Genomic DNA, 18875 nt, shown 5'->3' with positions numbered 1-18875 from the left:
ATAGAGAACGAATCTTTTTCTAAGGGTGTTGCCGTGTGACTGACCAGAAGTGCAGGGTGGATTATGAGCAGTTCATTCCGAGAGAAACGGGCTTTATTTTTAAGTTCGAAAAGATAAACAACACATTCATCCATACGTTTATTGAAGGCAAACTGATAGAAAAAGTAGGTCTTTGCCCTAAATATGTAGTGGGGAAATCATTGTTTGAGTTCCTTCCGGCTGATCAGGCTCTCCGGAAAGAGGTTTTTTATGAAAAGGCGTGGAATGGGGAGCATGTTAACTACGAAGGGAGCTTTGGCGGAATCCAGTACCTTGCCATCCTGAATCCCGTTCGCCAAAACGGAGTAACGGTGGAGGTAATTGGGACGACTATAGACATTACGAAGGAAAAAGTGAGAGAGAAACAGGTTCAGCAAATGGAGAAGCTTTCCGTTGTGGGAGAGCTGGCCGCAGGCATTGCACATGAAATCCGGAATCCGCTCACCTCGCTGAAAGGTTTTGCGAAAATTGTCAAAGAGAGCGTATCGGACCCATCATTGGTGCCGTACTTGGACATCATGCTGGATGAAATGGACCGGATCAATGAAATCGTCAATGAGTTCATGTTCATTGCGAAACCAAGTGAAAATGTGCATTTTCAGCCTACGGATTTTAATAAACTTTTACGCGAATGCATCCACTTCATGGAACCGCAGGCGCTCCTAAAGAGCATAAAAGTAGAATTTGAGTTTGAGTCGGAAATTCTTCTGAATTGTGACAGGAAACAAATGAAGCAGGTGCTAATCAATCTGCTGCAGAATGCGATTGAAGCAACCGAGAACAGCGGCCATTTTATCGAAGTAAGGCTTGAGGAAATGGGCTCAGATTCCGTAATGGTCACCATCATCGATAAGGGCTGCGGAATATCGGAATCAAGATTCAAGCGCTTGTTCGAACCTTTTTATTCAACAAAGGAAAAAGGGACAGGCCTGGGGCTGATCACCTGCAAGCGGATCATCGATCTCCACCAGGGCAATATCGATATTGAAAGCAAGCTTGGCGAAGGCACGACGATCAGAATCAGCTTGCCCAGATTCGATAGTGCCGACTTCTTGAAGATTGCAAAATAATGAATGCCTTGCTTCTTTGGAGCAGGGCATTTTTGCTGTCTATCTGGTACAATGAAAGAGTAATTCCTCATTTTTCCCTCAATTTTTCTCACTGAAAGGAGCACCCCATTATGCTGCAAAAAGCCCGTGAATTATTGCAAAACCATTTTGGCTATTCCGCGTTTCGTCATGGACAGGAACAGGCAATCAGCTCAGTATTAGAAGGAAAGAACACGGTCTGCGTCATGCCGACTGGAGGAGGGAAGTCGATTGTCTATCAAATCCCGGCGCTCGTGCTGCCAGGAACGACCATCGTCATTTCGCCTCTGATCTCGCTGATGAAGGACCAGGTTGATACGCTCATCCAGCATGGTATTCCGGCGACGTATATCAACAGTTCGCTGTCTGCCGGTGAAGCTGCGAGCCGGATGGATGATGCCAGGAACGGAAAGTACAAGCTGTTGTACATTGCACCCGAGCGACTCGGATCCTGGGAGTTCATTGATGACCTCCAGGACATGGAAATCCCGCTGATCGCCGTTGATGAAGCACACTGTATTTCACAGTGGGGCCATGATTTCCGTCCGAGCTATATGCACATTTCAGGACTCTCTGACCGTTTGCCGCGAAAGCCGATTGTGCTTGCCTTAACCGCGACAGCAACTCCGAAAGTACGGGAAGACATTTGCGCCTCGCTAAAAATAAACCCTGAAAACACTGTGATCACAGGGTTTGAGCGCAGCAACCTGAGTTTTTCCGTGGTAAAAGGCCAGGACCGCCAGGCATATTTAAAGGATTTCATCAAAAAAAACGAAAAGGAAGCCGGCATCATTTATGCGGCGACCAGGAAGATTGTTGACCAGCTTTATGAGTGGCTGCAGAAGGAAGGCTTCAATGCCGCCCGCTACCACGCAGGAATGAATGATGAAGACCGGAACCGCGAACAGGAACGATTTTTGCAGGACGATGCCACTGTGATGGTCGCGACTTCGGCATTCGGAATGGGGATCGATAAAAGCAATATCCGCTATGTTCTCCATTTCCAGCTGCCGAAGAATATGGAGAGCTACTACCAGGAGGCAGGCCGTGCCGGCCGTGATGGCTTGGACAGTGAGTGTATCGTGCTGTATTCTTCACAGGATGTCCAGGTGCAGCGCTTTTTGATCGACCAGTCAGCCGACCGCGAGCGGATCGCGCCTGAGCTTGAAAAATTGCAACAGATGGTCGGGTACTGCCATACCGAGGAATGCCTGCAATCCTATATTCTGCATTATTTTGGCGAGACGGAAACAGAGCAGTGCGGCCGCTGCGGCAATTGTACGGACGCCCGTGAGACGGAGGATGTCACGAAGGATGCGCAAATGGTGCTGTCGTGTATCATCCGGATGGGCCAGAAATACGGCAAGGCGATGACGGCCAATGTTTTGACAGGCTCGCGTAATAAGAAGGTACTCGAGTTCCGCCTGGATAAACTGCCGACGTACGGATTGATGAAGAATCGGAGCACGAAGCAGGTAAATGACCTGATCGAGTTCCTGATTTCCCAGGAGCTGATCGGCGTCGAGCATGGCACCTATCCGACAATTTTTGTGCCGGAAAAAGGAAAGGACGTTTTGCTCGGCAAGTCACAGGTATTTAGGAAGGAAGCCGTGCAGGTCAAGCTGGTTTCTAATGATGATCCATTGTTTGAAGAGCTCCGTGAATTGCGGAAAAATATTGCTGCTTCGGAAAAAGTGCCGCCGTTTGTCATTTTCTCCGATTCCTCGTTGAAAGATATGTGCCTGAAGCTTCCGCTGTCGGATGCGGAGTTCCTTAAGGTGGCCGGAGTCGGAGAGCATAAGCTGCAGAAGTATGGCGAGCCATTCATTGAGCGGATTATTGAGTTCTGCGAGGAGCATCCGGAGCGCCAGCCAGTGATGAATGCCGTCGCGGAGCCGGTTAGGAAACCTGCGAAAAAAGCAGTCGGCGATTCGCATTTGGAAACATACAAGCTGCATCAGGAGAAACTGACCGTAGCCGAGATTGCCGCAAGACGCGAGCTAGTGGAAAGCACGGTCGAAAATCACCTCATTCAATGCATCCAGCAGGGGATGGAAGTCGATTATGAGTTGCTAATTCCTGGGCAGCATATTGATGACCTTGAGCGGGCCGTGGCAGAAGCCGGCCGCGACAAGCTCAAACCAATTAAGGAACTGCTCACTGATGAAGTCAATTACTTCATGATCAAGGCATTTTTGTATATGTCTAAAAAGAAGGTACATTAGGAAGAGACGAAGCCCGAGGGCTTCGTCTTTTTTGTAAGGTCATCGTTGTTGGTGTTAGCAGCTTGTTGCATTAGTATGTGCTCGAGATTTGGTTTTCTCCACAGTTACGGTCACATAATCCGCGTTAATGTGCCGATAAATCATCCTTGTCCACAATTACGGTCACATAATCCGGCTTAATGTGCCGATAAATCGCCCTTGTCCACAATTACGGTCACATAAATCCTCGTTAATGAGCCGATAAATTGATATTGTTCACAATCATGGTTACATAAGCTATGAATCTCGAAGATAGGATTAGGGATTTTTAAAAATACACTTTTCAGAAAAGTTAAAAATGGTAAAATATAACTAGTGCAAAAAGAAAGCTGGTGTAAGGATGCATCCAATTACGGTTATTGAAATATTGCTAGCTTTGGGGATTGTGATTTTGTTGCTTGTGGTTACTTATTTTCTTCCTAAGAAGAAAGTTGCTTTGATGATCGTGCTCGGTGTGGTGGTTGCGGAGTTGGCGTTCTTTGCAATCCGGCCGCTTTGGATCAATTACCATCTTGGGATCAAAACAGAGCAACTCTCGGAATACCTGGAGAAGCGTTATCCGGAGGAAGGGTTCAAAATCAGCCACCGAACAAGCCGGAACTATAATCCGTACCATCTAGAAGTCAGATTCGAGAATGAGCCGGGCTGGATTTACTCTTATTCTGTCACGGAGGATGGAATCAAGCAGGTGGGGATTGGCGTACCTGATGCACAATTGCCAGAGAAGGGCCTTCACTATGAGGATTTGTGAGATTAAGAGTGAAAACAGTTGGTTGAGAGTGATATCAGATGGCTGCTTTAAGGCAGCTTTTTTAATCGTTTAAAATTCAATCCATCAGGAGGATTCATGGTTATTTTTAAAAAGGCATTAGGGCAAATTGTGTTATGGATCATTTGTGTATTCTTGTTTATCGGCATTTTGTTTTTGCCGGCTACGACGAAATACGAGTCTGGCCAGGGTGGGCAATTTAAATCCGCAAGCTACGATTATGATATGGACAAGCATATTGAAAACATCACCGGGTTCTTTGATTATATAAAAGAAAATCAAGGGTTCGGTGAGTTTGTCCCTGGCCAGTCATATGTGGAGCGGGTTTCGGGCAAGGCGTGGAAGAGTTTGCTTTTGGTCGTTCCGACTTTGATTTTGGCCTATATCATTGGCGTGTTAAAAGGGATTTTTGACTTTAGGATGCAGCGGAAGAAGCTGAACTTTCTGGGGAATGGGACGACGTGGCTGTTCATTTCAATGCCCGATCTCTTTTTCATCATCATCATCCAGATTGGGCTGATGTATTTATATGAGAAAGGGCTGTTTTTCCATGTTGCGTTGTATGGCAGTGATAAACTAGAAACCTATGTTGTTGGGATTCTATTTTTGCTGATTTATCCTGTTTTCTACCTTGCGAACATCACAAATGTGAGTTTACGTGAGCAGGAGGGAAATGATTACATCAGGACCGCGGAATCGAAGGGAACCTCCGGAAGGAAAATATTGTTCATACATATCCTGAAAAATTCGTTGCCGAAAATACTGGCGCATGCGAATACCATCACACTCTATGTGTTATCGAATCTGTTTATCGTTGAAAAACTGATGGATTTCCAAGGCGCAGCCGATGGCCTGTTTGACGCGGTACTTAGGGGCACAAACGTCAGGGTCGGGCTGGATATCATGGTGGATGGAATCTCGGCAGCCGGTTATACCATCTTTTTCGCCTCGATCATTTTGGTTGCCAATCTGGTTACACAGATTTTCAAAAGTGTTGTCACCCCAGGAATTTCAGGAGATGAATCATGAATAAATCATTAATCTTTGGCTTGATTATTTTGTCTGTTCTAGTGGTCATTGCTTTTACAGCGCCTTATCTTCCGTTTGTTGATACTTCTTTAAAAGAAAATGTTATGAGGCAAAAGGAAGATGGAGGATTCGAACTCCCGCCTTTTGCTCCATCGGAAGGTTTTCCGATCGGATCGGACCAGAATGGTGTCGATTTATTGAGCAGGGTATTGCTGGGAACGAAGGAAACACTGTCGACCATACTGGCGATCGTGCTGATTCGTTATCTAATCGCGATCCCCTTGGCTATGGCGAGTTTTTATTCGCGATTTTTCCATAAGATTCTCCTCATCTGGAATCGACTGTTTTCTTTTTTGCCGCCTATTTTCTTTGTGATCCTGATCATTGGTACACCGTTCATTGTTTTTTCGAGTGATCGATATCTATGGATCATGCTCGTGCTGGCGGTAATCGAAGTTGGCAGGGTTGCCGATATTTTTTATCAGGGAATGGTGGATATCTCAAAAAAACCATATGTGGAAGCGGGAATCGTTTCGGGATCTTCTCCATTGACCATGCTGAAAAACTACTACTGGCCTCCGCTAAGACCATTTTTCATCGTCCAGTTTTTCTCGGATCTGGGAAGAGTCCTGTTCCTCATCGGCCAGCTTGGAATTGTCGAGATCTTTTTAAGTGTGGAGTTTGTTTCACAGCTGAACGGCTCATATAAGGCGATGAATACATCCAATGTCTGGCCAACTTACTTCCTGGACGTCACCAATCACATCTGGTCACACCCATGGCTGCCGATCACCGGCACCCTTGCGATTGGAATGACCATCTTTGCGTTTTCCATGACCAGCAACGGCCTTCAGAAATACTTTGATAAAAAATATAAAAGGGCTTAATTCGAAGGAGAGGTGTGCTTGCACTTCTCCTTTTGTTTAAAAATGGGCTATTTAGTTTATCAATGATTGTAACCTTTTGATCGTTTCACCTGACAAATAGAAGGAAGAGTTTATTCAACAGGAGGATCGGGCGATGAAAAAATTAATGATAATATTGCTGCTTGGGTTGCTGGTTACAGGCTGTGGAACGGAAAAGCAGGTATCTAATAATAATCAGGAACAAGGAGGTGCAGGAATCGTGGCGGGAGAAATGGCTGCAAGTCTGGCAGAGAAAAGCCAATTGATATTTGAATATGAAGTGAAGAATCAGACGGAAGAAGAAGTGACCCTTGAATTCACGAGCTCGCAGCGGTTTGATTATTCGGTGAAAACGAGGGATGGCAAAGAGATTTTTCTCTTCTCAAGCGTCGCATCCTTTTTACAGGCATTAGGCGAAGAGAAATTGAAGCAAGGCGAGGCTCTGACATATGAAATCGACCTGCATGAGCTGACCCTTGGAAAAGGCGATTATGTACTAACTGTCTGGATGACGCCAAAGGGCGGAAAAAAGTATGAAGTGACCAAAGAGTTTTCTGTGGAATAACATGGGGACGGTTCTCCTGTTTTGCGAAACAGAGGGACGGTTCTGCTGTTTTGCTCGTGATTGGATGATGGGGGATGGAGATGGCAATACGGAAAGTTATTTTCCTGTTTATAATTTTGATGTCTATGGTCTTTGCTGGTTGTGCAAGTAAGCAAAGTGAGTCTGGTTCCGGTTATGTTCTGGAAGTGAAAGAGGGTTCTTTATTGATAGTCCAGAATATCGATTCGAAAAGATTCAATGAGATAAAAGAGATATCGCCAGAGGCATTGATCGACCAGGGCGGTCTCGATTTGATCTGGCTGACGTATGAAAAAGCAGCGGATTTTAAAAAAGGAGATCAAGTGGAGTTCTGGCTGGACGGCGGCATAAGAGAGAGTTATCCAGCGCAGGGTAATGCGAAGAAAGTAGAACGGAAATAATCTGTTTCAGGGCCGGTGCGTTTCGCAATCCGGCCTTTAATATGATAAAATCTGACTTAGCTAATTTACAGCAAAGGACGGAAATGATGAGCAAAACGATACCGGTTAAGAAGAATGATTATATAGATGTTGTGTTTGAGGATTTGACGCATGACGGGGCAGGTGTTGCCAAGGTGGACGGCTACCCGATTTTCGTGCAGGGCGGACTTCCTGGGGAAAAAGCGAAAATCAAGGTGATCAAGGCTAACAAGGGCTATGGCTTTGGCCGCCTGATGGAGATTCTTGAGAAAAGCACATTCCGTGTCGAGTGCCCGGCTGAAGATGCCCATAAATACGGCGGCTGCCAGCTGCAGCATATCAGCTATGAAGGCCAGCTGAAGTATAAGGAGAACCAGGTGAATCAAGTGCTTACACGGATCGGCAAGCTTGAGGATGTTGTGGTGCACCCGATTTTGGGGATGGACAATCCATGGCATTATCGGAATAAAGCGCAGGTGCCGGTAGGAGAAAAGGACGGCAAGCTGATCGCCGGCTTCTTCAAGCCGCGCAGCCACGAAATCGTCGATACAAACGAGAGTCTCCTGCATCTGGAAGAAATCAACGAAGCGGTACAAGCGGTAAAAGAAATCGCCAGCGAACTGGGAATCCAGCCGTATAATGAGGAAAACCACAAAGGCGTACTCCGCCACATCATGGCACGTTATGGCAGACAAACCGGAGAGCTGATGGTCGTCATCGTTACCAGAACAAATGAGATTCCCCAGCGGAACAAGTTGGTTGAAGATATCGTCGCAAGTCTGCCTAAGGTAAAATCAATCGTCCATAACGTGAACTCGAAGAAAACGAATGTCATCATGGGCGATAAAACAGAGGTTCTCTGGGGCAGCGAGGTCATCTATGACTATATCGGTGACATAAAGTTCGCGATCTCTGCGCGTTCGTTTTACCAGGTGAACCCCGAACAGACAAAGGTGCTTTACGACAAAGCACTTGAATACGCGGAACTGACTGGCGAAGAGTCCGTCATTGACGCCTACTGTGGCATCGGCACGATCTCATTATTTTTAGCGCAAAAAGCAAAGAAGGTATTCGGCGTAGAAATCGTGCCAGAAGCCATAGAAGATGCAAAACGGAACGCTGAACTGAACGGCATTACGAATGCAGAATTCGCAGTAGGCGAAGCGGAAAAAGTCATTCCCGCCTGGTACGAAGAAGGCAACAGCGCAGATGTGTTGGTTGTGGATCCTCCACGCAAAGGCTGTGACGAAGCCTTGCTGCAGACCATCATCAATATGAAACCGAAGAAGGTTGTGTACGTGTCCTGTAACCCAGCCACCCTTGCAAGGGATCTGCGGATTCTTGAAGATGGCGGATACAAGACAGTTGAAGTGCAGCCGGTTGATATGTTTCCGCAGACGACGCATTGCGAAGCTGTTGCGAAGATTGTACTGGCATAAATATGGAGAGCCTTATCCTTTGGCGGATAAGGCTCTTGTAGTGTCAGGAAATTATACTATTTGATAAAGGCATTTAGAATTTTAAATGAAACGCAAGAACCGTCCCCGTGTATTATTTCACATACATTTCGTGTAGATATAACTCAAAATGCTTTGTTTCTTTAAATGAATCTTCTAAAGTTACTTGACCTCTAAAAAGCATTTCACCTGTATGTGCATCCGCAACAACCACATCCGCATTTATATTTAAGTTCGGACTCATTTGCGAGGAAGCAATATAGAGTTTACCATCGTTTATGGTTGTCATTTGACCACCTTTAATACCATTTTCACCTGATAGTTGAATACTATATGCCTTTCCAACATGTTTGTCTACTAAGCTATAGGGAGTTACTACGAGCTCTTGTCCATCTAATCTTGTGAAATAAATGTGAGAGCCATCAAAGAAGCTGAGTTGATTCTCATCTAATCTCAATTCTGGTACATCAATGTTTTCTTTTTCTTTTGTTACTAAATTGTAGGAAATGATTTCTTGATTTATAACTTCTTCACTTATAGTAGATTCCGTATCTTCAATCACTTTTAGTTCCGTTTTTACAAGAATCAGATGCTCATTCACATTTGTAGGTCTGGTTGGAACTAGTTGTACGTTGATACGAGTATCACTCTGACCATTAGTGGTTTGAATTATGGCTTCATGGTTACTTACATTTTGATTAGCAATATCAATCGTATAGATATGTTCTTCTTCATTATGTCCCATAATATTTCGGGTTATAATGTATAACTCATCCTCTACCTTCTGTACATCCTCCACAAATATATACTCAAGTTCTCCAACATCAGGAACTTCCGCCGTGAAGGAGTCTATGTTGCCTTCCTCTTTGTTTAACACAGAGATATCAAACTTAAAGTCTCTGGATTGAAATGAACCTGAGTTATAATCTACAGTTGCATAAGACAGAAACTGCTCGTTCTCAAAGAAATTGTTAACGAATGGATCTTTACTACGCATAAAGGTACGATATTTTTCTTGTAAATTCTTGATTACAGTTGGAGGCTGTCCGATTATCTGATCTAGAAAGGAACGACCATTGTATGTAGATCCCTTTGGTGTAATTGATAAGTTTGTACTAACATAACTCATAGAAGAAGTATCTGTATACGATCCTTCTAAGACCAAGGGCTTTATTTCTTCTGCATTGCCGCTTATTGTTTTGATAACGAACTCTGGGTTTGATTCCGCTGACATAGTAGAACTAACATAGAAAGTTCCAAGGCTAAGCACTATAACAGCAGTGATCATTATAATCTTCCAGTATTTTTTCATGTAAAAACACTCCTTATACGGTGATCTTTTTCGTTAATAGGTATTTGCTCATCCAAATAGATGCTGCAAGTACAATCAAACCCGTAATGATTTCAAGCGCCAATAATTCAATAGGATAGAAAAACCCATTAAGAACAAATCCTTGTAAAAGTAATGGTGAAATAAATATCATTGCAGCAATTGCAATATACATAAGTCCCGCAATAATCCCTTTCCACCTGAAACTTCTTTCCATTAAGATCGCGGTGAATAGAACAGAAACAACCAACAAACCTGCTCCATAATAAAAGATCAGTTCGACTACGCTACTTGGAATAATAATTGATAACTCAGGCATACTGGCCAAAGTTTCGCTTACACTCATATCCATTCTGAATTCTTCTGGAACCATGGTTTTCATTACGAATATCTCGATCGGCAGTAAAATGAGTTGAAAGGCGACTAAGCCTAATGTCATGATTAAAATAGTTGTCGCTTTTGCATAAAAGACATTCAATCTTGTGGTGGGAAGCATTAATAATCGGTAAATAAATGTATTTTTTCCTAACCAGTCACGATACCAAATGAGAAAGATGTAAAAACCTACACCAGCGATACAAATTGCGATTGGACCTAAAAACCATATACTGCTTATGATTTGTAAAAAACTCATTTGACCGAAAGATTCCAGAAACTGTGCTTTTGGCACTAACTCTTCAAAAATTTTTTCATCAGCCATGTTTAAGTAGCTCTTTGATTCCACAATTACTCCTATTATTTGCACAATAAATGTCAAACCTAGTAAAACGGCAAATAGTTTAGCAACACGGTTAAATTCAAAATTCACGAGTTTTAAATAATTCCTCATCTCTGATACACCTCTCTCATGACATCAATGACTGACTTTCCTTCGATTTCGCGTGCTTCTTCAGCACTGAATTCCTTGGAAACCATTCCGTTATCTAGAAGGACAACCTTATCTATTAAATGCTCAATATCTCCTACCTCATGTGTTGTAATAATGACACCGCGATTTTCAATTAAATGACTTGTAAATACATTGGCGATATCCTCTCGACTGAACATGTCAATTCCCGAGAACGGCTCATCCATTAAAACATAATCCACATCTAGTGCTAAACCAAGAAGCAGATTCACCTTTGCTGTATTTCCCTTAGAGAGGGAAGAAATTCGATCGCTTTGATTTAATCTGAAAAACCCTAGTAATTCTGTTGCACGGTCATTATTCCAACAAGTATAAAAGTCGTTCATGAACTCCATCGCCTCTGCGATCGTCATGTTTGGAAGCATCGTAATGGCATCAGGGATAAAGGTGATTTTTTCGAATGTATGTTTATCTAACTGTTTTCCGTCTATTAGAATTTGTCCTTTATTAATAGGTGTAAGAGCCATAATTGCATTTAGGATGGTCGTCTTGCCAACTCCGTTTATTCCAATTAAACAAGTGATTTCACCTTTATTAGCTGTGAATGAAACACCCTTTAAAATTTTCTTACGTCCATAGTTCTTTTCAACCGCTTTTACTTCAATCATATTTAAGCCTCCTTATCCCCGTTAGCTTTGTATTTTTCCTTAACCAAGTCAAGGAGCTCCTCGACTGGTACATTAATTGAACGAACAGATGTTACAAACATATCAACTGCCTCAACAAGAAGCTCATTTCTCACATTCCCTAAAACCTGTTTATCTGTAGTGATTTTGCTTGGATGATTCTTTTCCGTATAAATCAAACCCTGTTCCTCCATTTCCTTATACGCTCGCTGCGCAGTGTTAGGATTCACTTTCATCCTATTTGCTAAATCCCGCCTTGATGGAATCTCTTCTCCAGGTTCTAATTCTCCATTTACGATTTTTTCCTTAAAATAACGAACAATCTGTAAATAGACCGGATCCCGATTATTAAAATTTACATTCATTGAAACAACTCCTATACGACCTATAAAAAAATCAGGTCATTTTAAGTGTGTGTATTAAGTGGTTCATACGCTATAGGTGTATTATATGGTTAGTACACTGTAAGTGTCAATTCCATTTTTGGTATTTTTTTCTTATAAAGCTGACTGGAGGGGTTCATTCTCCCAATCAATTAGATGGAGAGTATATTGAAATCCTTTAAATAGTCCTAATCCTTAATTGATAATCCTTGTGAAGTATTGTACATAATCTATATTGTGCTTATCTTAATGGAAATGTAATCTCACCAGCATCTGACGTGTTGACACATACACTTTGTACATGTAGAAGCTGTAGCAAAGCTAATTATAAGAGAAGGCAACTGACCCAAAAGGGAGTTGCCTTCTTTGTTTTTTGAATGGAATTCCGGCTCACGGATTCACTATTTTAGAACTCATGTTTTGAAAGCCAGTAAAAAATCGGCCCCATTTTAAGAGAGCCGATTTTAAAAAAGAATATTACATTATGGATTCAAACTGCTTGGAGTAGAGGTGAGAATAGGCTCCATCGTTTGAAAGCAGCGCATCATGTGTTCCTTCCTCCACAATTCCCTCCTCCGTCAAAACGATGATCCGCTGTGCGTTCCGGATGGTTGAAAGGCGATGGGCTATGACGATGGTTGTACGCCCTTTTGCGAGTAATTCCAGTGATTCCTTGATGATGCTTTCGCTCTCGTTATCCAGTGCACTCGTTGCTTCATCCAAAATAAGCACTGGCGGATTCTTAAGGAAAACGCGGGCGATGCTAAGACGCTGCTTTTGTCCGCCTGACAGCCTGACTCCCCGCTGGCCAATTTCGGATTGGTAACCGTCTGGCAATTTCATGATAAAGTCATGAGCATTAGCACACTTGGCTGCAGCGATAATGTCCTCATCACTCGCTTCAGGATTTCCGTAGCGGATATTTTCCATAACCGTTCCTGCAAACAGGTATACATCCTGCTGAACGATCCCTATGTTCTTCCTTAATGAATAGAGATCGATCTCGCGGACATCGATTCCGTCGAGCATTACCTTGCCGTCTGTCACATCGTAGAAGCGGGGAATGAGCGAGCAGAAAGTGGTCTTGCCTGCACCCGACGGGCCTACCAGGGCAACATATTCTCCCGGCTGTATATTCAGTGACATATGATCAAGGATATGGTTTAAATGGTTCTCGTACCGGAATTGAACGTGCTTAAACTCAATTTCGCCACGGACTTCCCGCAGTGTAACCGCATTCGGTTTGTTTTCGATTGAGGGCTGTAAATTCATGATTTCCGTAAAGCGCTGGAAGCCGGTGATTCCTTCCTGGAAAAGTGTGCTCATTTGAGCCATTTTTTGAATTGGTTCTAGCATGAAGTTTATATACAGCATAAAAGTGATCAAATCTGCCAAATCCAAAGTATTATTCACGATGCTTGAACTTCCGAAGATGATGACTGCAATCGTGATCAGCTGGATAAGCGTTTGTAATCCATTGTAAAAGTTAGCCTCTGTCCTATAGAAACTGATCCTGCTATCAAGGAAACGGCTGTTTTCGCGGTTGAACTTCCCTATTTCTACCTGCTCGTTGGCAAAAGATTGAACAACCCGGATGCCAGCCAGACTATCCTCGACCTGGGCATTTACGTCTCCGATTCTTTCTTTGTTTCTGATTAATGCCTTGTTTTCCATCTTGTTGAAATATAAAGTAAAGAACCCCAGAATCGGCAAAAAGCTGAATATAACAATTGTCAATGGCGCGTTAATAGAGAACAGGATGGCAAACGCACCGATAAAGCGGACGAAATATTTTAGGTAATCTTCAGGGCCGTGATGGTACAGCTCGGAAAGCCAAAGGAGGTCGTTCGTAATCCTGGACATAAGCTGACCGGTCTTTTCCTTATCATAAAAGCTAAACGAAAGCTTTTGCATATGTTCAAACAGTTCGGTGCGAAGGTTGCTTTCCATTCTGGCTCCCAATTCATGGCCCTTATAGTCCACAATGTAGTTTCCGATATTCTGGATTGCGGTGAGCACAAGCATCAGCCCGCCAATCCAATACACCTTATTTAATGCAATTGACAGGTCTCCCTCCAGCACATCCTTTGTAATATACCGGACAAGCAATGGAAACAACAAAGACAATGCGGATACCAGAAATGCACATGCCAATATGGATAAAAACAATTTAAGATACGGCTTATAATACGAGAAAAATTTTTTGACTGGAAAATCCATGAGTTACCCCTTTATGTGTTATTTAAATAAACACATATAAGGGAGCACACCGTTACATTTAAAGAAGTGTTTCCCCCTTATATGTTTGTACGGTTTGGTTCATGATATTTCTCATTGAAATTCCTCCTTAAACGTTGATATGAAAATTATAGACTAAGTATTTAATTAGTGTACAGAATATTTAAAAAATTATTGCTTATGGGTATTTTTGATGGGGCTTTAAATCACCGCCATGGAATGAGAGATAGCATAGTAAAGACGGCTTTTTATCGTATGAAAAGCCGTCTTCGTTGGTATGAAGTAATCCTGTTATCCTTCTAGTTCCATGCTTTCGCCAAAGAAAACAAAAGGTGTTACGTCCTTTGGATATTGATTATGCTTCTTCCTCCCACCAGCCAAAGGCAACTCTTGCATGTACCTGGCTTTTTCCAGGGGACGGAAAGAGCAAGGAAAAGGAACTTCCTGGAGGGATGATAAACATACCTTGAAAATCATGTTTTGTAAGGGTAACCATCGGTTCAACCCTTCTCACAAAAGCGTAAGTACCGCCGCTTGGTTTTCCTGATACGAAGCTGGCGCTTTTGATTTCAATCTTGGGCATTGGCGGAGGAATAATGGCCTGGTTCCCGGCTGCAAAATATGGCGATGTTCTTCCTCTTCCTGGAAGAATGCTGCTTAGCCAAGCTTCAGTTGTCAATGGTTCATTGGAATAGTTGGTAATGGTATAAGCGTTCAAAAACATATTTACTTTTGAGTCCGCCGGATTGATTAGACTGCCCCATCCATTGTACCCACCTCCAAAGGATATGAGATTAGTTTGACCCAAAAAGTACTCGCCAAGATAGGAATGATATACATTTTCGGGCAATACCGTGACCTCATGGGGTTGTTTTTGCTCAAAGTCCATATCTGCTTTCTCATAATCATGCATTGGCCGCTTCCTCCCACCAGGTCAAAACGATTGTCCCTGTGATGTATTGATATCCAGGCGGTCTTAGAAGTATTGAGAAGGAGTCTCCAGGACCAATAATAATAGAGCCATTGTGTGAATCGCTTACAAGGGTGGAATTTTGAGTAACAATTCTATCAAAAATATTTACACCTTTTGCCATGGGCTCGGAAGAATAACCAGCATATTTCATTACCGCCTTTGGTAGTGGGGAAGGTGAAATAGCCTGGTTTGTTGGAGTTATATTGGTGGAGACTGCTGCTTTCTTGGGCGGATCGGCGTTTAACCAGATTTCGCTGATGAAATTTTGATTTGAGAAGTTTGTAATCGTAAAAATATCGATATATAAATTGACTCCAGAATCAACCGGATTTACGATGCCGCCCCAGGCGTAATATCCACCGCCGAAATTCAGTAATCCGGTTTTGCCTATAAAGTATTTTCCTCGTTTTGAATTTAAGGCTGGACTGGTTATATTCACCACTTCAATTGGCTGTTTATCCATTTCATTTGGCATACCATTGCTCCTAACTGTGCATTCTCATGATTATACAATATGAAACAGTATAGGCAATTGTTCAAATTGATTATATTCTCCGCTAATAAATATGAATAAGTAAACTCTAACTCCACCTCATGTGTTGCCACATTCACTCGGGACATTTTGAGTCTGTAGCACAACTTATTTCCAAGAAAGGTAACTAATCCTCTGGGAGTTGCCTTTTTTACGTTTTTATTTTGATATGTCGGTGTTATTTCTTGAATCATTGGTATGTGGTATTATATGAAATAAATATCCCTCAATCGGCGGCGATAAAATGAATAAGGTTCTGTCTTCAGAGGAACTCATGAAATACATTGATAATATGGATAGTGAAAACTCTGTATTACAATTTTCAGTACCGGGAAAAGGTCGGTTTACTCTTGTTCTTCAAGAGGAAGACAATCAAACAATAGAAGCAGATGCTATGAAAAATCCGCAGCTTGAAATAATGTTTAATGAAAGTGCAGAACAATACAAGAATGGAAATGTATTGACTACCTCAGACCTTATAAAATCTTTATCAGTAAAGGATTTTAAGTAATGGGAACCCGTAATGTGGTTTGGACTCCCACTGTGAGAGGGAAACTAATTGGATTTAGAAGTTCAAAATTTACACCAGAAGAAACTCTCGATTTTATTTCACAACTTGTATTAGAAATAGAGGATTTATTAAAAAATCCTATACTTGAAAAACCTATACTGAGGAATTTGGAAAATACAAAGGGATTTCAAGAATTGTTATAAAGAAGTTCCAAATTTATTTTAGACAAAATAAAAATGATATTGTCATTATTGCTATGTTATTTCCAGGTGAAAATAAATAGCTACAGCATAAATCAAGAGCTATATGTGTTATCCCAAAAATAAACTTCTGCAAGGCCGACCCTGAACTCATTCAGGGTCTTTTTGCTGTTAAACGATTGTTGATCCAGTGCTCAACCCCATTTTTCTAATTAGCAAAATATTATTTTAACTCGGTCAGTGGAATGCTATATGATGTACAGAGTCGTGAAGTTTAAATTACCATTTCCATTAGTTTGATAAAAAGTGCATAAGCATGGTATAAGTGTAAATGGAGCAGGAGCATTCTGCTTTTTAATTTTGGGGAAGGTTTGTGATCCCATGATGAGAGGATTTGAACAAATTCATGAAAGAAAATTTTTGGCGTGATTTACCACGGCCATTTTTTATACTGGCACCAATGGAAGAAGTGACGGATGTTGTTTTTCGCCATGTGGTGAGTGAGGCAGCAAGACCGGATGTGTTTTTCACAGAGTTTACAAACAGTGATAGTTATTGTCATCCAGAGGGAATCAAGAGTGTGCGAGGCCGTTTGACTTTTACTGAGGATGAACAGCCAATTGTCGCCCATATCTGGGGGGACAAGCCTGAATATTTTCGTCAAATGAGTATTGGCATGGCGGAAATGGGTTTTAAGGGTCTGGATATCAATATGGGCTGCCCGGTACCCAATGTGACACAGAATGGGAAAGGAAGCGGCCTGATCCGTCGCCCGGAAGTTGCGGCTGAACTAATACAAGCGGCAAAGGCAGGCGGATTGCCTGTAAGTGTAAAAACAAGACTTGGTTTCACGGAAGTAGACGAATGGAAGACCTGGCTGAAACACATTCTGGAGCAGGACATTGCGAATCTTTCCATCCACCTGCGTACAAGGGAAGAAATGAGCAAAGTGCCTGCGCATTGGGAGCTGATCCCGGAGATTAAAAAACTTCGCGATGAAGTTGCACCAGATACCCTTTTGACAATCAATGGGGATATCCCTGACCGACAAACTGGCTTGAAGTTGGTTGAGCAATATGGCGTTGATGGGGTTATGATTGGGCGCGGCATATTCCATAATCCGTTTGCCTTTGAAATGGAGAAGAAAGATCATAGCAGTGAGGAACTGCTTGATCTTTTACGATTGCATATGGATCTCCATGATAAGTATTCACATTTAGAGCTGCGGCCGTTTACGGCTCTTCATCGCTTTTTCAAAATCTATGTCAAAGGATTCCATGGGGCGAGTGGATTAAGAAATCAATTAATGAACACAAAGTCAACAGATGAAGTGCGTGAATTGCTTGATCAATTTGCGACAAAGAATCTTGATTGAAAGTGGAAGCATGAAGTTGCTGACGGAATCAGGTAATACTGGTTCCGTTCGTTTATTTAGAGAAATCATCAACTTAACTTGTTTTAGAATTACAGCCCACGCTTGTAGAGTGATGTTCACTGCTCGTAAGGAAAGATCAATTGATAAAGCCCCCTTTAAGCCAAGGGGGCTTTATCGATTCAACTATACAACTAAACTTTAATTAAGAGTTGCTAGCCGTACAAATAGTTTTCAAAATGAAGCAATAGTCTCATGTAATCAGCTGGCGGTTTAATATCAGCCTTCTTCTGTCTAACCGTAAGAAGGGCTTGATCTCGCCGTAAACGATACTTTTGCATATAAAAAGCTGTAATAACAAAACCTAAACGCTCTTTACCAATAGTATCATGTATTAAGATCGTATGTCCCGAATCCATTAACCGATTTAAATACTGCATTAAATTAACAACCCACTCTATAGATGGAGCAACCCGTACATTAAGTGGAGCCCAAATCATCATTATTTCAAGAGTAAAAGGAGGTCGATCCGGTTTAGTTCGGAGATTTACAATAGCAGTTATATTGTTGTAGATAAAGTCCCAGTCAGTTGCTGAAATCCGTCCACCTATATAGAGTCTATTTGGAATCATTTCCACAAAACTCATCTTATAAGTTTCCCTCCCTGGTTTACTGGGTTGCTTCAATTAAGCATTAAGAATTCCATCCAGTCTTGTAATCGGATTTTAGACCTCTTTCATCATCAGATAGTCCGAGAAGCCAGTGCGTTAATCAAAATCATTTTCTTCATCAATTTTTATGATTTTGCCTGACTTTGCAAGAATCTCCACTTCAAATATTCTGTTTTCTGGAGTTAATATGAAGACTTCATAAACTAAAACACCATTTTCTAAATCCATATCTACGTGCACAATTTCCCCAGGTACACGTTTTACGGCAATTTCTTGGGCTTGTTGCTTTGTGATTTTTTGCCTATACATTGGTGCCGGCTGTCCATAATAAAAATTTCCATACATTTGAAAATCTCCTCCTCAATAAAAAGTCTAATCATTTCACCATATGTATTTGTTAAACTGCTGGTGATTGAAATTGAAGTACTTATTGTTGTAGAAAGAAAGGACAGCTAAAGTTGTAGAAAAACAGCCAGGGGCATTGAATCTATTTCTACTCTTGGCCATGAAGGGAAAGAACGTGTTTTATTAACTTGGATGCCAGCTGCCAGTTTGTTTTTTTGATCCAGATTGGAATGA

20 protein-coding genes are annotated in these 18875 nt (G+C 42.1%); 11 read left to right on the top strand and 9 right to left on the bottom strand.

Annotation, left to right across the window (positions count from 1 at the left end; all coding sequences use genetic code 11):
• Window positions 1–35: 35 nt before the first annotated feature.
• The 8 genes from ACXAEA_RS22005 to rlmD all read left to right on the top strand — a co-directional run bounded on the left by ACXAEA_RS22005 (window position 36) and on the right by rlmD (window position 8535).
• Window positions 36–1109, top strand: a complete 1074-nt coding sequence (locus ACXAEA_RS22005) for an ATP-binding protein (protein WP_475097974.1) — start codon at window positions 36–38, stop codon at window positions 1107–1109.
• Between the two features lie 110 nt (window positions 1110–1219).
• A complete protein-coding gene (recQ, locus tag ACXAEA_RS22000; RefSeq protein WP_475097973.1) occupies window positions 1220–3352 on the top strand; it encodes a DNA helicase RecQ in 2133 nt (710 codons plus the stop codon).
• 379 nt (window positions 3353–3731) lie between these two features.
• Window positions 3732–4142, top strand: a complete 411-nt coding sequence (locus ACXAEA_RS21995; protein ID WP_475097972.1) for a hypothetical protein — start codon at window positions 3732–3734, stop codon at window positions 4140–4142.
• A gap of 96 nt (window positions 4143–4238) precedes the next feature.
• Window positions 4239–5189, top strand: a complete 951-nt coding sequence (locus ACXAEA_RS21990; protein ID WP_475097971.1) for an ABC transporter permease subunit — start codon at window positions 4239–4241, stop codon at window positions 5187–5189.
• Window positions 5186–6076: an ABC transporter permease subunit gene (locus ACXAEA_RS21985; RefSeq protein WP_475097970.1), complete on the top strand. Its 891-nt coding sequence runs from the start codon at window positions 5186–5188 to the stop codon at window positions 6074–6076. The genes ACXAEA_RS21990 and ACXAEA_RS21985 overlap by 4 nt, the downstream gene beginning before the upstream one ends.
• A gap of 133 nt (window positions 6077–6209) precedes the next feature.
• Window positions 6210–6659 carry a BsuPI-related putative proteinase inhibitor gene (locus tag ACXAEA_RS21980; RefSeq protein ID WP_475097969.1) on the top strand — a complete coding sequence of 150 codons (450 nt, stop codon included), beginning with the start codon at window positions 6210–6212 and terminating at the stop codon, window positions 6657–6659.
• Between the two features lie 80 nt (window positions 6660–6739).
• On the top strand, window positions 6740–7078 hold the full coding sequence (locus tag ACXAEA_RS21975) for a DUF3221 domain-containing protein (protein WP_475097968.1): 339 nt from the start codon (window positions 6740–6742) through the stop codon (window positions 7076–7078).
• Window positions 7079–7164: 86 nt separating this feature from the next.
• On the top strand, window positions 7165–8535 hold the full coding sequence (gene rlmD / locus ACXAEA_RS21970; RefSeq protein WP_475097967.1) for a 23S rRNA (uracil(1939)-C(5))-methyltransferase RlmD: 1371 nt from the start codon (window positions 7165–7167) through the stop codon (window positions 8533–8535).
• 112 nt (window positions 8536–8647) lie between these two features.
• Here the strand turns inward: rlmD and ACXAEA_RS21965 are convergent, their stop codons facing one another.
• From ACXAEA_RS21965 to ACXAEA_RS21935, 7 genes are all read right to left on the bottom strand, one after another.
• Window positions 8648–9865, bottom strand: coding sequence for a hypothetical protein (locus ACXAEA_RS21965; RefSeq protein ID WP_475097966.1), 1218 nt, complete (start codon window positions 9863–9865; stop codon window positions 8648–8650).
• A 13-nt stretch (window positions 9866–9878) separates the two neighbouring features.
• Window positions 9879–10712 carry a hypothetical protein gene (locus tag ACXAEA_RS21960; RefSeq protein WP_475097965.1) on the bottom strand — a complete coding sequence of 278 codons (834 nt, stop codon included), beginning with the start codon at window positions 10710–10712 and terminating at the stop codon, window positions 9879–9881.
• Window positions 10709–11398, bottom strand: a complete 690-nt coding sequence (locus tag ACXAEA_RS21955; protein ID WP_475097964.1) for an ATP-binding cassette domain-containing protein — start codon at window positions 11396–11398, stop codon at window positions 10709–10711. Before ACXAEA_RS21955 ends, ACXAEA_RS21960 begins: the two co-directional genes overlap by 4 nt.
• A 2-nt stretch (window positions 11399–11400) precedes the next feature.
• Window positions 11401–11781, bottom strand: a complete 381-nt coding sequence (locus ACXAEA_RS21950) for a GntR family transcriptional regulator (RefSeq protein ID WP_475097963.1) — start codon at window positions 11779–11781, stop codon at window positions 11401–11403.
• A gap of 495 nt (window positions 11782–12276) precedes the next feature.
• Complete coding sequence (locus tag ACXAEA_RS21945; protein ID WP_475097962.1) at window positions 12277–14019, bottom strand: ABC transporter ATP-binding protein; 1743 nt, start codon at window positions 14017–14019, stop codon at window positions 12277–12279.
• 373 nt (window positions 14020–14392) lie between these two features.
• Window positions 14393–14950 (bottom strand): DUF6143 family protein, encoded by a 558-nt coding sequence (locus ACXAEA_RS21940; RefSeq protein ID WP_475097961.1) that lies wholly within the window; start codon window positions 14948–14950, stop codon window positions 14393–14395.
• Entirely contained in the window at window positions 14943–15485 is a 543-nt protein-coding gene (locus ACXAEA_RS21935) for a DUF6143 family protein (RefSeq protein WP_475097960.1), read from the bottom strand. The genes ACXAEA_RS21940 and ACXAEA_RS21935 overlap by 8 nt, the downstream gene beginning before the upstream one ends.
• Before the next feature lie 301 nt (window positions 15486–15786).
• On the opposite strand from ACXAEA_RS21935, the gene ACXAEA_RS21930 reads away from it, so the two are divergent.
• The 3 genes from ACXAEA_RS21930 (at window position 15787) to ACXAEA_RS21920 (ending at window position 17628) form a co-directional block, all read left to right on the top strand.
• A complete protein-coding gene (locus ACXAEA_RS21930) occupies window positions 15787–16053 on the top strand; it encodes a hypothetical protein (protein ID WP_475097959.1) in 267 nt (88 codons plus the stop codon).
• Complete coding sequence (locus tag ACXAEA_RS21925) at window positions 16053–16256, top strand: hypothetical protein (RefSeq protein WP_475097958.1); 204 nt, start codon at window positions 16053–16055, stop codon at window positions 16254–16256. Before ACXAEA_RS21930 ends, ACXAEA_RS21925 begins: the two co-directional genes overlap by 1 nt.
• 403 nt (window positions 16257–16659) lie before the next feature.
• Complete coding sequence (locus ACXAEA_RS21920; RefSeq protein WP_475097957.1) at window positions 16660–17628, top strand: tRNA dihydrouridine synthase; 969 nt, start codon at window positions 16660–16662, stop codon at window positions 17626–17628.
• A gap of 212 nt (window positions 17629–17840) precedes the next feature.
• Here the strand turns inward: ACXAEA_RS21920 and ACXAEA_RS21915 are convergent, their stop codons facing one another.
• Both ACXAEA_RS21915 and ACXAEA_RS21910 read right to left on the bottom strand, forming a co-directional pair.
• Entirely contained in the window at window positions 17841–18272 is a 432-nt protein-coding gene (locus ACXAEA_RS21915; protein WP_474835906.1) for a dual specificity protein phosphatase family protein, read from the bottom strand.
• A 120-nt stretch (window positions 18273–18392) separates the two neighbouring features.
• Entirely contained in the window at window positions 18393–18641 is a 249-nt protein-coding gene (locus tag ACXAEA_RS21910) for a PepSY domain-containing protein (RefSeq protein ID WP_474835907.1), read from the bottom strand.
• Window positions 18642–18875: the final 234 nt, after the last annotated feature.

The sequence above is a fragment of the Mesobacillus sp. ABV4_180 genome, from assembly GCF_056158485.1.
The sequence above is the reverse complement of the archived record's forward strand: the minus strand, read 5'-3'. Positions and strand labels throughout refer to the sequence as shown.

Bases quoted from the DNA above. Each gene is read 5' to 3' on its own strand.
- recQ (WP_475097973.1), top strand. From the start codon at position 1,220: ATGCTGCAAAAAGCCCGTGAATTATTGCAAAACCATTTTGGCTATTCC.
- ACXAEA_RS21995 (WP_475097972.1), top strand. From the start codon at position 3,732: ATGCATCCAATTACGGTTATTGAAATATTGCTAGCTTTGGGGATTGTG.
- ACXAEA_RS21990 (WP_475097971.1), top strand. From the start codon at position 4,239: ATGGTTATTTTTAAAAAGGCATTAGGGCAAATTGTGTTATGGATCATT.
- ACXAEA_RS21985 (WP_475097970.1), top strand. From the start codon at position 5,186: ATGAATAAATCATTAATCTTTGGCTTGATTATTTTGTCTGTTCTAGTG.
- ACXAEA_RS21980 (WP_475097969.1), top strand. From the start codon at position 6,210: ATGAAAAAATTAATGATAATATTGCTGCTTGGGTTGCTGGTTACAGGC.
- ACXAEA_RS21975 (WP_475097968.1), top strand. From the start codon at position 6,740: ATGGCAATACGGAAAGTTATTTTCCTGTTTATAATTTTGATGTCTATG.
- rlmD (WP_475097967.1), top strand. From the start codon at position 7,165: ATGAGCAAAACGATACCGGTTAAGAAGAATGATTATATAGATGTTGTG.
- ACXAEA_RS21965 (WP_475097966.1), bottom strand. From the start codon at position 9,865: ATGAAAAAATACTGGAAGATTATAATGATCACTGCTGTTATAGTGCTT.
- ACXAEA_RS21960 (WP_475097965.1), bottom strand. From the start codon at position 10,712: ATGAGGAATTATTTAAAACTCGTGAATTTTGAATTTAACCGTGTTGCT.
- ACXAEA_RS21955 (WP_475097964.1), bottom strand. From the start codon at position 11,398: ATGATTGAAGTAAAAGCGGTTGAAAAGAACTATGGACGTAAGAAAATT.
- ACXAEA_RS21950 (WP_475097963.1), bottom strand. From the start codon at position 11,781: ATGAATGTAAATTTTAATAATCGGGATCCGGTCTATTTACAGATTGTT.
- ACXAEA_RS21945 (WP_475097962.1), bottom strand. From the start codon at position 14,019: ATGGATTTTCCAGTCAAAAAATTTTTCTCGTATTATAAGCCGTATCTT.
- ACXAEA_RS21940 (WP_475097961.1), bottom strand. From the start codon at position 14,950: ATGCATGATTATGAGAAAGCAGATATGGACTTTGAGCAAAAACAACCC.
- ACXAEA_RS21935 (WP_475097960.1), bottom strand. From the start codon at position 15,485: ATGCCAAATGAAATGGATAAACAGCCAATTGAAGTGGTGAATATAACC.
- ACXAEA_RS21930 (WP_475097959.1), top strand. From the start codon at position 15,787: ATGAATAAGGTTCTGTCTTCAGAGGAACTCATGAAATACATTGATAAT.
- ACXAEA_RS21925 (WP_475097958.1), top strand. From the start codon at position 16,053: ATGGGAACCCGTAATGTGGTTTGGACTCCCACTGTGAGAGGGAAACTA.
- ACXAEA_RS21920 (WP_475097957.1), top strand. From the start codon at position 16,660: ATGAAAGAAAATTTTTGGCGTGATTTACCACGGCCATTTTTTATACTG.
- ACXAEA_RS21915 (WP_474835906.1), bottom strand. From the start codon at position 18,272: ATGAGTTTTGTGGAAATGATTCCAAATAGACTCTATATAGGTGGACGG.
- ACXAEA_RS21910 (WP_474835907.1), bottom strand. From the start codon at position 18,641: ATGTATGGAAATTTTTATTATGGACAGCCGGCACCAATGTATAGGCAA.